The following is a 15,541-nucleotide window of genomic DNA, read 5'->3' on the forward strand; positions in this document are numbered from 1 at the left end:
GTACTAAAAACTGAGATAGGCAAGCTAAAAAATGACATTGATGAGCATATTGATAGACACCCGCAATTAAAAAAGAACCGCAAATTGCTTCAAAGTATCAAAGGTGTTGGAGAGGTAATATCACGTATGATGGTGTCCTTGCTGGCATGTAAACAGTTTAAAAATGCCAAGCAATTAGCTTGTTACTTAGGCTTAATACCTAAGCTTAATGAGTCAGGCAAACGGGCTGGAAAAACAACCTTAAGCAAAGAAGGGCCTGGGTATATAAGGGCTAAATTATATATGGCTGCTGTAGTCGCTCTACAACATAATCCAGATATAAAAGCCCAAAATACGCGATTAGTGGGGCAAGGTAAAACAAAAATGCAGGCAATTGGTGCTGCAATGAGAAAGCTGACACATATCTGTTTTGGTGTTGTGAAGAATCAAACTGAATACCAGCCTCAAGCTATTTAAAGAAAGCTTGAGGCTGGTTAGAAGAGATGGTATCTACGTCCGCTATAAACGAGCTGTCACCACTTAATAAATCATTGTTAATGATTACTGCTTTAAAAGTCGCTTTTCTGGATTGTTTAAATACTTTAGACCAATGGTGACTATGCGTGTGTGTACCATGGTTATAACGCGTATTTGCACATTACCAATAACAACAATATCGCCTTTACTGACTTCTCCTGAAAGCTTTTGGTTGATCACTTCTTCTAAGCTTATCTCTTCTGGGGCGTCTATATGCATGTGGTAAGAGTAAAATATATCACCTACCAACGTTACCCCTTTCACTTTAAGTTCGTTATGCGCTAGGTGGCTATCTTGATGGTTTGTTTTATCGGTTGCTGTAAAAACTAAATCAACAAAAGGCCTATTATCTGGTTTTAAAACAACAAATAAGTGATCGTTTGGTTTTAACTTAGTTGAGCCTCGTGGCGGTATGATTGACGGACCCCGAGTGATCATAGCAACAACCACACTCTCCGGGAGTGCAGCATGTGACAAACTGCGCCCAGAAACCCGAGAAACATCACTTAAAGTGTATTCTACAATTTCTATATCAATATCGTTTAGTGCTGTGATTTCGAGTGTTGCAGCGGCAAGATCAGGTGGCGGCTCTACTAAATTTAGTTTTTTAGCCATCCAAGGCATTGTTGAGCCCTGTAACGTGGCTGAAATTAACACCACGAAAAAAACCACATTAAAAATAAGTTCAGCCCCTGAAAGGCCAAATAATAATGGGAATATAGCTAAAATAATGGGTACTGAGCCTCTAAGGCCAACCCAAGATACAAACAGGGTTTCGCGATTATTAAAGCCAAACAGTTTTAAAATAGGCGCTACCGCTAATGGGCGTGCAACAAAAATGAGCGCCAGTGCAATAAGCAATCCTTCTAGCCATACATCAACCAACGATGACGGGTTAATAAGGAGTCCTAATACAACAAACATGGTTATTTGCCCAAGCCATGCTAAGCCGTCATGAAAAAGAAAAATACCGCGTTTATATACAAATTTGCTGTTACCTAAAATAACACCCGTTATAAATACAGCTAAGAATCCACTGCCGCCGAGCGTTGCAGAAAGGCCAAAAGAAAGCAGTCCAAATGCGGTTACCATCACTAAATACAAACCCGATGCATTTAGTTTAATTCGATTAATAAACCAAACCGATACCTTACCAATTAAAAGACCACAAATAGCGCCAACACCCATTTGTTGAGCAAATAACTGTAGTAAATCCAGCCCTATTGGCATGTCGTTAACGAGCATTTCGAGCAAACCAACCGTTAGAAAAATAGCCATTGGATCGTTCGAGGCACTTTCTATTTCAAGCGTAGATTTAAGCTTTTTATTTAAGTGAATACCCGCACTTCGTAAAAGTGCAAACACTGCTGCAGCATCTGTAGAGCCAACAATGGCACCCAGTAAAACACCTTGTAATATGGGCAGGTCTAAAATATATGTGGCCACAAGGCCTGTAATTACAGCGGTAAATAATACCCCGACGGTTGCTAAAGCAGACGCGGGTTTCCACACTTGTTTAATTGAACTGGTAGGCGTTTGTAAGCCGCCATCAAATAGAATAATGGCAAGCGCGAGAGTACCCAAAGCATGTGCGGCCTCAGCGTTGTCGAATGAAATACCTGCAATACCGTCTTCACCTGCGAGCATGCCTACAAGTAAAAATAGCACCAGTACAGGTAAGCCAACGCGTGCAGATAACTTGCTCGAGATCACTCCTAGTAAAATTAAAATGGCACTAACGAGAATGATATTATCAATTGCAAACATAGTGTGGATTTACAGCCTTATATGAATTATACCAATCCGCAATAATACTTAGTCATTTTGCGGGGCTAAACGTGTCGCTACCTGCGTTAAAAAAATCTCATTTAGAACAAATGAATAGCGAATTTTTTGCCTAGCTATCAACACGTTTTTCCAGCCTCAAAATAGCTCACTTAATTAAGCGAATTGGTATTAAAAAGTAAGAATTTATAGCTAACAAAAGCTTAAAGCTCATGCTATACAATAACCTAAAAAATATAAATACGGGTACTTAAGTCTATAATTAAATAGTTTTTCTAATAACTATAGAGCCTTTTAGTTTGGTATTGCTTGGCTCTATATTAATTAGCTTTATTTATTTTGAAAACAAAAAAGCCTGCAATTAAGCAGGCTTTTAACTATTTAAACTATCGTATTTTATAAAACAATAATGCTTGTTATTAAGTACGCTAAAAACGTAAGGCCACCACCAAATAAGGCATACGGTAGCTGCGTTTTAACGTGGGTGAGTAAGTCACACCCCGATGCAATAGCCGATACAGCGCTGGTGTCGGATATAGGCGAGCAATGATCGCCAAATATACCACCACCCAAAATAGCACCAACAACAAGCGATGGCGGTAAACCTAGCGCTTGAATAAGTGGCACACCAATTGGGATTAATATAGCAAACGTGCCCCACGATGTACCTGTAGTAAACGACATTACCGCGCCAGTTAAAAACAGCACCGGTACTATTAGGTAAATAGGTAAGTAGTCACCAACAAGTGACGCTACAAATACGCCAGTACCCAACTCTTTTAAGCTTGCGCCAAGTGTAAGCGAAAGCAGTACAATGGCGACTAGCGGCATTAATTCGCCCATACCTTTAAAACCGGTATCAACTAATTGATGGTGCGTAAATTTACGTGAGCCAATCATTAAAAAGTAAGCGACAACAATGGCTAAAACCGTTGCGTACAATACTGACTTAGAGCCACTGCCCTCTGCCAACACACCATTACCGGTGTAATACATAAAGCCAACCATGCTGGTAATGAGCGTAATAAGCGGGATTAACATGTAACGCGCTTTAGAGGCTTTTATTTCATCTTTTAAGTCGGTTGTTTGAAGCTCTAGTTTTTCTTCGGCTTCTTTCATTGGGCCGTGCACTTTATCAAACGCGATGGTGTAAAAAACAATAACAAGGGTAATTATGGCGTAAAAGTTATACCCTACGCTGCCCCATAATACCGATACGGCCGACTCACCTAGCTCGTAGTTACCTAACAAACCAAGTACAAATGCGCCCCAGCCGTTAAGTAGTATTAAAATACACACTGGCGCACTGGTGCTATCAATAATATACGCTAGTCGCGCTCGACTCATTTTAAATTTATCGAACAAGCCACGCGATAAAATACCCGAGGTAAGTACGCTCAGGTTAGATTCTATAAACACCGCAATGCCGGTAAACATGGTTAAAAAGCCCACTTGGCGCTTACTTTTTGCAATGCCTTTGTTCATTAGCATATTAACCGTTGCTGCCACGCCGCCAGATTCGCGAATGTAGGCAAGCAGTGCACCAATTAAAATACTAAATATTAATATGCGCGTATTACCTGGCGAGCTGGCAACCGAAATAATACGTTCAATGGTATTTAAAAAAGTATCAAACAAGCTATTACCTTCGCCCTGCAAGGCGAGTAAAAACTCAGAAGAAGCAACGGCAACAAGTAGCGCCATAATCACTTCTTTTCGCCAAAACACGATAGCAATCGCAATTAGCGGCGGTAAAATAGAATACCAATGCATAAAAAGTTAACCTTAATTATTAGCGAGTAAACCTCGCTTTGTACGCGTTTTAACGCTTATTTGTTAAGCCTAACAACATAAACCGGCTTAGTTTTATAGACCGCTTAGCTTAATGGATTGGCTTACTCAAGTCACCTGTAAATAAATCACTTAAGGTGGCACAGTTAGTACGTTTTAACCTATACGATAGCTTATTGATTTAGTAGTGCTTCATAAATAAGCGACACTACCGATCCGTACTGTGCGGTTTCAAATTGTTTGCCTGTAAATTCGTAACGTTTTTGCGAGCCTTTAATGGCACTATGGCGAGCATTGGTAAGTAAAATAATAGCTAAATCGTAAGCGGGGTCAATTACGGTCACAGTCCCAGTCCAACCGGTGTGCCCATAAGCCTGCGCACTTGCATAAGGGCCAAAGTGCCAACGCCTTGCTTGGTTGTTACCGGCAAGCCTAAAACCAAGCCCGTAGGTTTCGTCGCTTGATTGCGGCGTTAAAAATTGCGCTAAGGCGCTTGCACTAAATAATTGTTGGTCACCGTAGCCGCCATTATTTAATAATAGCTGGCAAAGCACGGCTAAGTCATGAGCGTTACTAAATAGCCCCGCATGCCCTGCTACGCCATCAAGCGAGTAGTAAGCGCGCTCGTCATGCACTTGGCCTTGTAAAACAGTGGTGCGAATATTATCAAACTTAATACGCCCGTCTCGTGTGTTGCCGCTAAGCTCGGTGGCTGCAAATTGCTGCGGCTTAAAGCCTTTTTTAAGTGGATTAAATAACGTGTTAGTTAATTTTAGTGGCGCATACACGTGCTGCTCTAGGTATTGGTCAAGGGGCTGCCCAGTGATACGCTCAATTAGTACGCCTAAAATCATGTAATCAATATCTGAATAAATAGGCTGCCCAGATGATTCACTGCTAAAAGGCACGCTGGTAAGTAATAGCTGTTTGGTGGTTTTACTATTTAGCGAATAAAACGCGTCGCCATTGCTGCCATCTTTACGGTGAAAGTCAAATACTGGCGGATATCCGGCGCTGTGTGTAAGTAAATCTTTTACTGTGCGTTGTGAGCGCCCTTCGCCTTTATATTCGCTTAGGTAGCTTTGTACGGGTTTATTAATATTTAATAACCCTTCGCTTACTAATTTCATAAGTGCAAAGTTGGTGGCAAATATTTTGGTGTTTGAGGCTAAATCAAACAAGGTATTAGTTTGCATTGGCTCCGGGCGTAACAGCATTAAATCACTTTGCTGATATTGCTTTGCATCGCCATAAGCAGTTAACTTTATTAGCTCGCCATTTTTAACAACAGCCAACACAGCCCCAGGAAAACCCGCTTTTACATCGCGATTTATTAATGCGTCCACTTCGCTAAAATCTATGCTTTTTATTGGATCGTCGCTTAAAGTAGGAAATGCAAAACGCAGCGTTAAACTTGCGCCAATAGGGAGAATATTTTCAACTTTAAAAGTATTAACGCCGTTGTGAGTATTTTTTGCCAAGCTGTAATTGTATAAGGTGTTGGCGCTTAGTTGTTTAACGTCGAGCTTTTGATTATTAATGTAAATATCGGCGCTTTGTGCGTTATGGTTTTGTATCAATAATTGCCCGCGCCCTTTGTAAGCTTTAAACGTTCCTCGGTTATTTACATAAAACCGGCTACTTGGATTTACCTCAGGAAACGTTACAACCACTTGTGCATTAGGCAGCTCTACAAGTTGGCTCTTTGTAAGTGGTAGCACTGAGCTAATAGGCTCAGGTGGTGTACTACAACCCACAACAATAAAGCTTAACGCCGCTATAAATGCTTTTTTTATATAACTACACCTTTGATTTTTTAAAGCAATAAACATGCTTAGCCCTTATTTATATAACAAGTAAGGCGCTCTTTGCGCTTTAAATTGCGCAAGCCCCGCCTGCCAACTTTGTTTTATTTGCGCCTCTGATTGCCCTGCTTCAATAGCTAAGCGCAATTTATTAGTACCCGCTAGTTTATCCATAAAGTCAGCGCGCTCAAAAAACGAGATGTTGCTTTTACTAAGCTCCGTGTACGCATTTATTAAGTAAGTTAAGTTTAGGCCTGTGATATTTGCTTGTCTTAAATCGAGCCCTTGTACGGTTTGGTTTTTAAATTTAGGGTTTAAAGCAGCGCCTTTAATTGCGCGCGGTGTAAAATTAAAATCACCTAATGCAACTGGCGAATAGCCAATTACTTGAAACGCAAAGTCGGTGCCTCTACCGATACTGATAGGCGTTGCCTCAAAAAAGCAAAGTGATGGGTAAAGTGCAATGGCCTGATCGTTAGGTAAATTAGGGCTGGGTTTTACCGGCAAGCTGTAAGTACTTTTGCGAGTGTAATAATCAACAGGGATCACAGTTAATTTTAAATCGGGTGCTTTATTGATCCAGCCCTCGCCTTTGATCATTTTGGCAAGTTCGCCAACGGTCATGCCGTGTAAAACAGGAATTGGGTGCATGCCTACAAACGATTTAAATTCTGGCTCTAATATTGGCCCATTAACGTAGGCAATATTTGGATTGGGTCTGTCGAGTACTAAAAATTCTATCCCCTGCTCTGCAGCGGCTTCCATCATGTAGTGCATAGAGCTTATGTAGGTATAAAAACGCACGCCTACATCTTGAATGTCAAAAACAATGACATCAACATCGGCTAAAGCAGCTTGGCTTGGTTTTTTATTTTTACCGTAAATAGAAATAAGCGGAATACCAGTTTTACCATCAACGGCATTTTTTACATGTGCGCCCGCATCATGATCGCCACGAAAGCCATGCTCAGGTGCAAAAATTTTAGTTATATTAATATTTTTAGTCAGCAGCGCATCGACTAAGTGAGTTTGCCCTACCGTTGATGTTTGATTAACTACCAGCCCTACGCTTTTATTTTTTAACTGCGGTAAATATTTAGCATATTGCTGCGCACCTACCATAAGTGAGTTATTAGCTTCGTTGGCTTGTGCGCTGGAAATACAAATAGCGCTAAAAATAAAAAATAACGTAATAAATAGGGTTTTAAACATACTGCAATATCCTTTTAAACAAGGCGTTTAAAATAACATAGGTAATATTAAAGAGCAGCTTTAGAAAAGGGTTAAGTGGGCTTGAGTAGATACAGTGATTAGAAGCTGGCGCTTCTCACGCGAGCAAGCTCAGCGTCTACAACGGATAAATAAACTCGGAGTTTAGATTTAAAGATTAGAGCTAGTTTTACTTGAAAATACCACCTCCCATTTTAAGCTTAAAGACCGTATTTAACCTTCTTAGAGCTAAACGCTTCTAGTTATTTAATTTCTTGGTCAATGAACCACTTAAAGATCTATTACACAAAGAAAAGTAAATGAGAAGGCATAAGCCCGGGTTTATTAGTTTAGCTTAGCTTTATTACTACCTCTAAAAGCGCAGCGCCTCTTAAACTCTTTGTGAATAAATTACTTATTTCTGGCGTTGCCAACAAATAAAATCTTATAAATTATATTTTTGAGGGGGGAATAGAAGCTGTCGCTTCTCACGCGAGCAAGCTCTGCGGCTACAGGAGTGGTAGTTTACATTTCACTTTATTTTAGGCACAAAAAAACCGACTTAATGTCGGCTTGTTTATGGAAGTGGCGGGCGCAGGACGTATCTTGTAAGAGTGAACCTCCGACTTCTTAGTTCTCAATCCTCCTAAACTCTACATTTCACTTTATTTTAGGCACAAAAAAACCGACTTAATGTCGGCTTAGTATGAAAGTGGTGGGCGCAGGAGGATTCGAACCTCCGACCGCTCGGTTCGTAGCCGAGTACTCTATCCAGCTGAGCTATGCACCCACTTTCATAGATTGCTTATTTAAACTCTAAGCAGAGCGTATAAATTCAGGCATAAAAAAACCGATTTCCATCGGTTTATTTTTCTTACACTTAAAAGTGTATGAAAACATGAAAGTGGTGGGCGCAGGAGGATTCGAACCTCCGACCGCTCGGTTCGTAGCCGAGTACTCTATCCAGCTGAGCTATGCACCCACTTTCATTTTTACTATTACTTGTTTTTACTCTAAGTGAGAGTCTATAAAGTGGTGGGCGCAGGAGGATTCGAACCTCCGACCGCTCGGTTCGTAGCCGAGTACTCTATCCAGCTGAGCTATGCACCCACTTTATAGTTTACTTATTTTAACTCATAAGTAGAGCTTTTGCTTATTTAGACTCTAAGCAGAGTTATTAAAGTATGGTGGGCGCAGGAGGATTCGAACCTCCGACCGCTCGGTTCGTAGCCGAGTACTCTATCCAGCTGAGCTATGCACCCATACTTTAAAACTTTACAAAACACGCCATTAAAAGAAATGGTGGAGAGGGAGGGATTCGAACCCTCGATAGAGCTACAAACTCTATACTCCCTTAGCAGGGGAGCTCCTTCGGCCACTCGGACACCTCTCCGTCTTGTGGGGCGTATAATAAAGATTTCAGAAAATATGTCAAACACTTTTCTACCAAAAACGACTATATGGTTATAGATTGCACATATGCTTGGTTTAAAAGTGTAATTAGTTTGAAATTTAAGCGGGTTACGTATTTTTATTTGAAGGATTAACACCTAGCACAGGAACTAAGTCATCCGTTAACTGAGCCAAATACTGTTCTTGATAACCTAATTGTTGAAATTCAGCAATACAAGCACGATAGTAAGCATTTCTTTCTTGCTCTGATGTGCATTCTTCTGATAAATCATCTACTCGTTTGTCTTTCATACTATTATTCTAAGTCCTTTAAGAATCTATATTTAACTGCTAAATACCAAGCAGTGTAAATTTCGTGCGTATTCTAGCTAAAACTTTTACATAAATACAACATATGTTTAAAAAACAATCATACTAAAAAGTTATAGCACTGTTAGTTTTAATATTAAAACTGCCAATAGCAATAAATTAGCGAAGCTGATTGCACATTAACCAGCACTAATAACTACATTTAATTTTTAGTGTAGTACTTATTAACTAAAATAACAAAAGCCGATTTAAAAAACAAAAAAACGCCGCTATTAAGCGGCGTTTATTAACTTACTTTGTTCTACCTAAAGCTTAGTCAGCTTGCGGACGCATATGCGGGAACAAAATCACGTCTTTAATTGTTGATGAGTCAGTAAACAACATTACTAAACGGTCAATACCAATACCTTCACCTGCAGTTGGCGGTAAGCCGTACTCAAGTGCGCGTATGTAGTCTTCATCGTAATGCATTGCTTCATCATCGCCTGCGTCTTTCTCTTCAACTTGGCGAGTAAAGCGCTCAGCTTGGTCTTGTGCATCGTTAAGCTCAGAGAAACCATTTGCAAGTTCACGACCGCCAACAAAAAATTCAAAACGGTCTGTAACAAATGCATTGTCGTCGTTACGGCGTGCAAGTGGCGATACTTCCCACGGGTAGCCAGTAATAAACGTAGGTTGAATAAGCATGTGCTCTGCTGTTTCTTCAAATATTTCACACAAGAACTTACCAGGGCCCCAAACGCAGTTTTCAGGAATTTTAACGTGCACTTGTTTAGCGTACGCTTTTAATTCGTCAAAGTGGTTTTCTGGGTCATTAAATACCGCAGCATCAAACTCAGGGTTATATTTTAAGATAGCGTCCGCCATGCTTAAACGTGTAAACGGTTGGCCAAAGTCGTACTCTACTGAGTCAATCACTTCGCCGTTTTCGTCTTTAGTTGTATTAACTACAACTGCACTACCAAGTACGTTTTCTGCAACTGTACGTAGCATGTCTTCGGTGATGTTCATCAGGTCGATGTAATCAGCGTATGCTTGGTAAAACTCAATCATTGTGAATTCTGGATTGTGACGCGTAGATAACCCTTCGTTACGGAAGTTACGGTTAATTTCGAATACACGATCAAAACCACCTACCACTAAGCGCTTTAAGTAAAGCTCAGGCGCTATACGTAAGTACATGTCGATATCAAGCGCGTTATGGTGAGTTACAAACGGACGCGCAGATGCACCGCCAGGTATAACCTGTAGCATAGGTGTTTCTACTTCCATAAAGTCACGGTCTGCTAAAAAGCGACGAATGCCTTCAACTACTTGCGAGCGAATACGGAATGTTTCGCGCGTTGCTTCGTTAGTAATTAAATCAACATAGCGTTGGCGGTACTTTGTTTCTTGATCTGATAAGCCATGGAATTTTTCAGGTAACGGACGAAGTGACTTAGTTAATAATTGATACTCAGTCATTTCTACGTATAAATCGCCTTTACCCGATTTATTTAGTGCGCCTTTAACACCAATAATATCGCCAGTGTCTAGTTGACCATACTTTTCTTTAAGGTCTTTTTGAACATCTTTAGATGCATACGCTTGTACGCGACCTTTCATGTCTTGAATTACAAAAAACGGTCCACGCTTTGCTAAAATACGGCCAGCGATAGACACAACTTCTTGCATCTCTACTAATTCTTCTTTGCTCTTATCACCAAACTGGGCTTGCAAATCAGCCGTGTAATGCTCACGACGGAATTGGTTTGGATGACCGTTGGCTGGGCAATTTTCGCGTATAGCGTCTAACTTGCCGCGACGCTCAGCGATTAACTTGTTTTCGTCTTGGATTTTATCAGTCATTTTTTAGCTCTTTATTAGCTTGGTGGTTATAGGCCAGATTTAAGGCTGGCTTCAATAAATTTATCTAAGTTACCGTCAAGTACCGATTGGGTATTGCGGTTTTCAACGCCTGTGCGTAAATCTTTAATACGTGCGTCATCAAGTACGTATGAACGAATTTGACTACCCCAACCAATATCAGATTTAGCGTCTTCTTGCGTTTGTTTTTCAGCATTTTGCTGTTGTAGCTCAAGCTCAAATAATTTAGCTTTTAACTGCTTCATCGCTTGGGCTTTATTTTTATGCTGCGAACGCTCGTTTTGACACTGCACTACGGTATTTGTTGGTACGTGAGTAATACGAACCGCCGATTCGGTGGTGTTAACGTGCTGACCACCCGCGCCTGATGCACGGTAAACGTCTATACGTAAGTCTGACGGATTCATATCAATTTCAATATTATCGTCAACTTCTGGATATACAAACGCAGAAGCAAATGAGGTATGACGACGACCACTTGAATCAAACGGGCTTTTACGCACTAAGCGATGCACGCCCGTTTCGGTACGTAACCAACCGTAAGCATATTCGCCAACAAAGCGAACTGTTGCGCCTTTAATACCAGCAACATCACCGTCGGTCGCTTCAACTAGCTCAACTTTAAAGCCTTTAGCTTCGCCCCAGCGTAAATACATACGTAGTAAAATATTACACCAGTCTTGAGCTTCAGTACCGCCAGAGCCAGATTGTAAATCAAGGTAAGCATCGTTTGAGTCGTGAGGACCGCTAAACATACGACGAAACTCTAAACCTTCTAGCTGTCCGTTTAAATCAGCAAGTTCAGTTTGCGCTTCAACAAAGGTGTCTTCGTCTTCAGCTTCAACTGCAAGCTCAAGTAAGCCTTCAACATCGTCTGTACCGGCTACAAGGTTGTCGATTGTTTCAACAACTGCTTCTAATGCTGATTTTTCACGGCCAAGCGCTTGTGCGCGTTCAGGCTCATTCCATACGGCTGAATCTTCAAGTTCGGCGTTAACTTCTTCTAGGCGTTCTTGTTTAAGAGCGTAGTCAAAGGTACCCCCGAAGCAATTCAGTACGTTCGCGAATTTCCTTGATTTGATTAATCACAGGATTCACTTCAAACATGTACATCACTCCAAAATGGCTAGGTAATTGCGCCCCTTAAAATGGGATTTTCGCAATAAATTATCGTCAAATGATAAAAACGCCCGATTTTAACAAAAAACCGCGCGCTTTATTAGCATTTTATGCATGATATTACATATTTTTTAGTGCACTTTTTCAAGCTCTCTAACTATTAATTGCAGCGTAAATTTACCTCTAAACTCATTTATATCGAGCTGGTACGCTACTTTTACAAACTTAGCCTCGGTGTCGGGCCATTCTTTTACGTCAATACCAAAGGCAATGGCGTCAACTAATCGACCAGATTGATGCTTTAACACGAGCTTTAAATGCTTTTCGCCAACTATGCGCTGCTGTATTATTTCAAAGGTATGCTCAAACACCGGCTCAGGAAATTGCTGACCCCACGGGCCCGATTGCTTTAATAGCTGGGCAAATTCCATGGTAAAGCAGTCGTTTGGCAGCTCGCCGTCGGTAAACACAATGCAGCGCTTACTTTCTTCACTGAGCTGCGCGCTCACTGCGGCATCAAACGCTATTTTAAAGTCGTTAAAGTGCTGCTCGTTAATACTTAAACCAGCAGCCATTGCATGGCCACCAAATTTATTAATTAAGTGCGGATCGGCAGTATTAAGCCCTTCGAGTAAATCGCGCATGTGTAGCCCTTCAATAGAGCGGCACGAGCCTTTTATTTCACCATTTTCGCCACCAGCAAATATAACAGTTGGGCGATGGTATTTTTCTTTTAGGCGGCCAGCCAAAATACCAATAACGCCTTGGTGCCAATCATCTTGAAACAAACAAATGGCATCAGGAATGTTATCGTCGCTAAATGCGAGTCTATCGAGTACAGCTTGCGCTTCTGCTTGCATGCCCTGCTCTATTTCGCGCCTTGCAAAGTTTAAGCTATCGAGTTCGCCCGCTATGCTGCGAGCTTGATTTATATCGGTACTGAGTAAGCACGCTATACCCAAACTCATATCGTCTAATCGCCCAGCTGCATTTAAACGCGGCGCAAGCGAAAAACCAAAGTCGCTAGCACTTAAGCGGGCAGCATTGCGATTAGCCACTTCAATTAGCGCGGTAATACCAGGGCGTGTTTTGCCACTGCGAATACGTGCTAAACCTTGGTGTACCAAAGTGCGGTTATTTGCATCAAGCGCCACTACATCAGCAACCGTACCAAGCGCTACAATATCGAGTAAATTAGCTAGATTAGGTGGCGGTTGCTGCTCAAAATAACCTAAGTCTCGCATTACGCTTCTCAGTGCTATTAGTAAGTAAAAAGCAACGCCAACGCCTGCAATCGATTTAGACGGGAAATTACATTCGTGCCTATTTGGATTTACTATTGCGTCGGCATTTGGCAGCTGTTCACCTTGTAAGTGGTGATCTGTAACCAGCACTTTTATGCCAACCGCTTTTAAAATATCAATACCGGCAATACACGATATGCCGTTATCTACGGTGATCACTAAATCAGGTTTTATTTGTACTATTTGCTCTGCAAGCGCGGGGCTTAAGCCATAACCTAAGCTAAACCTGTCAGGAATTAAGTAATCTAAATGCTTAAAGCCAAACATCTCAAGGCCTTGCATTAATGTTGCAGTGCTTGTTGCGCCATCGGCATCAAAGTCGCCAACTATTAAAATATGGCTTTGTGCTTTTAATGCTTCAATTAATAAGTCACTGGCTTTGTCGATGTCTTTAAACAGTTTAAAGTCGTGAAGCGTCGCTACGCTGTTATTTAGCTCTTCGGCATTGAATACATTACGGTTAGCATAAATTTGTTTAATTACAGGGTGTAAATTACTCGGGAGATGCGAGTCGTCAACGTTTTCACGCGCAATGATTAGTTTTTTCATGCAGAGTTTTAACTTATTGAGTCGTATTAAAAAGACAAAAAAAGGCCATTAAGGCCTTTTTAATAATGCTACGCGTTTAATTACGACGCTTTGTTCGCTTCTAATGCTGCTTTTAGTGCTGCTGCTGGCTGGTAACCAGGGATCATCGTACCATCTTCTAAAATAATAGCGGGTGTGCCGCTAATACCAAAGCTTTGACCTAATTGGTAATGCTCTGCAACCGGTGCGCTACAGCCTGCAACTACTTTAGTGCTTGTGCCCGATTTAGCTTCTGTTAGTGCTTCTTGCTGATCGCGTGCACACCATACGTTCATTAAATCTGCGTAACCTGAACCTTGTAAGCCACCACGTGGAAACGCTAAGTACTTAACGGTAATACCCGCATCAAGTAAATCGTCTAACTCGCGGTGTAATTTACGACAGTAACCACAGCTAATGTCGGTAAATACAGTAATGCTGTGTTTTTCGTTTGGCGCTTTGTACACAATCATCGATTCTTCGTATTCTTTAAGACCTTCAACACGCACGCCATTTAATGCTTGCTCTGTTAGGTTATTACGATTATTTAAATCAATTAACGTACCTTGCATTAAATATTGACCATCTGGACTTGCGTAAAGCACGCCCTTATTAGTGATCAATTCTTTTAAACCCGCTACGGGGCTTGGATTAATTTGCTTTACAGTTACACCAAGCTCGGCAAATTTAGTAATAATAGGATCATTAGCATCTGGTGTTACAGCAACGCCATTTGCAAATGCACTAATACTTGTGCACAACATGGCACCTGCTAACATTAATTTTTTCATAACTTCTCTCTATCCTAAAAATACTTAATATATTGACCGGCTTAATGATATTTAATTTCAAACTTACGCACGTGGATGATGCTGCGCATGTACCGACTTTAACCGTTCATTGGCAACATGGGTATAAATTTGCGTCGTTGATAAATCGCTATGGCCCAACATCATTTGTACCACACGTAAATCTGCCCCATGATTTAATAAGTGCGTAGCAAAAGCATGACGCATAGTATGGGGCGATAATGGAGACTCAACTGCTGCCAAAATAGCATAGTGTTTAATTCTATGCCAAAAGGTTTGTCGCGTCATGCCTACTCCGCGTTTAGACGGGAACACAAAATCGGTGGCGTGTTTTATCATTTGCGCACGCCCACCCTTTAAAAATTGCTCAAGCCAATACATGGCTTCTTCACCCAGTGGAACTAAGCGCTCTTTATTACCTTTACCTTTTACAAACACCACTGCTTGGCGCAAATTAATTTGCTCCATGCGCAGGCCAACAAGCTCACTTACACGCAAACCCGTTGCATAAAGTAGCTCTAGCATGGCTTTATCGCGCAGTCCCATCGCTTCTTCGGTATTAGGCGCATTTAATAATGCCTCAACTTCGGCCTCTGAGAGTGTTTTAGGTAACGACTGCCCTGCTTTTGGCTGAGAAATATTTAGCATGGGGGTGTCGCTAATTAGTTTTTCGCGCACAAAGTACTGATAAAAACGCTTAAGCGCACTAATGCTACGTGCCGTACTGCGTGGTTTTAATCCTAAATCGACTCGGTGCGCTAAGTAACTCTCTACATCAAGCCCTGTTACCGTCATTAAATTTTGCCCTTTTAAAAATAGGCAAAACTTATCTAAATCACTGCGATAAGCACTTAATGTGTTTTCGCTTACGCCTTGCTCTAAGTACAGGCTATCTAAAAAGGTTTCTAGGTAGTCGCTATTACTGCTCATACTGCTGTTATTTTCAAAAGAATCGTCAGATAGCGTTGTCACATTATGCTCTCATGCTTTGCTAAGGTATCAATTAAAAATACCTTACGGTAAACTTGAGCCTATCATATCAGGCAAT

Annotated in this window: 11 protein-coding genes and 5 tRNA genes; 1 reads left to right on the forward strand and 15 read right to left on the reverse strand. The window is 41.1% G+C overall.

Translation table 11 applies throughout. The features are described 5' to 3' along the window. Positions 1–456: transposase (locus I6F49_RS00005; protein WP_197177926.1), on the forward strand; the 456-nt coding region annotated here is incomplete at its 5' end. A gap of 84 nt (positions 457–540) precedes the next feature. Here I6F49_RS00005 and I6F49_RS00010 read toward each other — a convergent pair. The 15 genes from I6F49_RS00010 to xerD all read right to left on the reverse strand — a co-directional run bounded on the left by I6F49_RS00010 (position 541) and on the right by xerD (position 15,465). Continuing rightward, entirely contained in the window at positions 541–2,283 is a 1,743-nt protein-coding gene (locus I6F49_RS00010; RefSeq protein ID WP_197177927.1) for a potassium/proton antiporter, read from the reverse strand. A 414-nt stretch (positions 2,284–2,697) separates the two neighbouring features. After that, a complete protein-coding gene (locus I6F49_RS00015; RefSeq protein ID WP_165740614.1) occupies positions 2,698–4,074 on the reverse strand; it encodes a Na+/H+ antiporter NhaC family protein in 1,377 nt (458 codons plus the stop codon). Between the two features lie 191 nt (positions 4,075–4,265). Next, positions 4,266–5,924, reverse strand: coding sequence for a penicillin binding protein PBP4B (gene pbp4b, locus I6F49_RS00020; protein WP_197177928.1), 1,659 nt, complete (start codon positions 5,922–5,924; stop codon positions 4,266–4,268). A 9-nt stretch (positions 5,925–5,933) separates the two neighbouring features. Next, positions 5,934–7,109 carry an exo-beta-N-acetylmuramidase NamZ family protein gene (locus tag I6F49_RS00025; protein WP_197177929.1) on the reverse strand — a complete coding sequence of 392 codons (1,176 nt, stop codon included), beginning with the start codon at positions 7,107–7,109 and terminating at the stop codon, positions 5,934–5,936. A gap of 710 nt (positions 7,110–7,819) precedes the next feature. Continuing rightward, positions 7,820–7,896 (reverse strand) — tRNA-Arg (locus tag I6F49_RS00030). A 115-nt stretch (positions 7,897–8,011) separates the two neighbouring features. After that, a tRNA-Arg gene (locus I6F49_RS00035) sits at positions 8,012–8,088 on the reverse strand. A gap of 51 nt (positions 8,089–8,139) precedes the next feature. Continuing rightward, positions 8,140–8,216: transfer RNA gene (locus tag I6F49_RS00040), tRNA-Arg, on the reverse strand. Between the two features lie 75 nt (positions 8,217–8,291). Beyond that, positions 8,292–8,368: transfer RNA gene (locus I6F49_RS00045), tRNA-Arg, on the reverse strand. A 38-nt stretch (positions 8,369–8,406) separates the two neighbouring features. Continuing rightward, positions 8,407–8,499, reverse strand: a tRNA-Ser gene (locus I6F49_RS00050). Between the two features lie 128 nt (positions 8,500–8,627). Continuing rightward, entirely contained in the window at positions 8,628–8,810 is a 183-nt protein-coding gene (locus I6F49_RS00055; protein ID WP_010553261.1) for a hypothetical protein, read from the reverse strand. Positions 8,811–9,140: 330 nt separating this feature from the next. Beyond that, the gene (gene lysS, locus I6F49_RS00060) at positions 9,141–10,676 is read right to left on the reverse strand and encodes a lysine--tRNA ligase (RefSeq protein WP_165727225.1); all 1,536 of its coding nucleotides are present in this window, start codon (positions 10,674–10,676) and stop codon (positions 9,141–9,143) included. A 26-nt stretch (positions 10,677–10,702) separates the two neighbouring features. Beyond that, positions 10,703–11,801, reverse strand: a protein-coding gene (gene prfB, locus I6F49_RS00065) for a peptide chain release factor 2 (protein WP_139016071.1) whose coding sequence is annotated in 2 segments (ribosomal slippage) — positions 10,703–11,725 and positions 11,727–11,801 — 1,098 coding nt in all. Because the reading frame shifts where the segments join, the coding sequence is not laid out codon by codon here. 143 nt (positions 11,802–11,944) lie between these two features. Beyond that, positions 11,945–13,666, reverse strand: coding sequence for a single-stranded-DNA-specific exonuclease RecJ (recJ, locus tag I6F49_RS00070; protein WP_197119781.1), 1,722 nt, complete (start codon positions 13,664–13,666; stop codon positions 11,945–11,947). 80 nt (positions 13,667–13,746) lie between these two features. Next, the gene (dsbC, locus tag I6F49_RS00075) at positions 13,747–14,475 is read right to left on the reverse strand and encodes a bifunctional protein-disulfide isomerase/oxidoreductase DsbC (protein WP_024596174.1); all 729 of its coding nucleotides are present in this window, start codon (positions 14,473–14,475) and stop codon (positions 13,747–13,749) included. Positions 14,476–14,538: 63 nt separating this feature from the next. Continuing rightward, positions 14,539–15,465, reverse strand: coding sequence for a site-specific tyrosine recombinase XerD (xerD, locus tag I6F49_RS00080; protein WP_197175915.1), 927 nt, complete (start codon positions 15,463–15,465; stop codon positions 14,539–14,541). Positions 15,466–15,541: the final 76 nt, after the last annotated feature.

Origin of the sequence: Pseudoalteromonas sp. SWN166, assembly GCF_015864485.1 — a bacterium.
GTDB lineage: Bacteria > Pseudomonadota > Gammaproteobacteria > Enterobacterales > Alteromonadaceae > Pseudoalteromonas.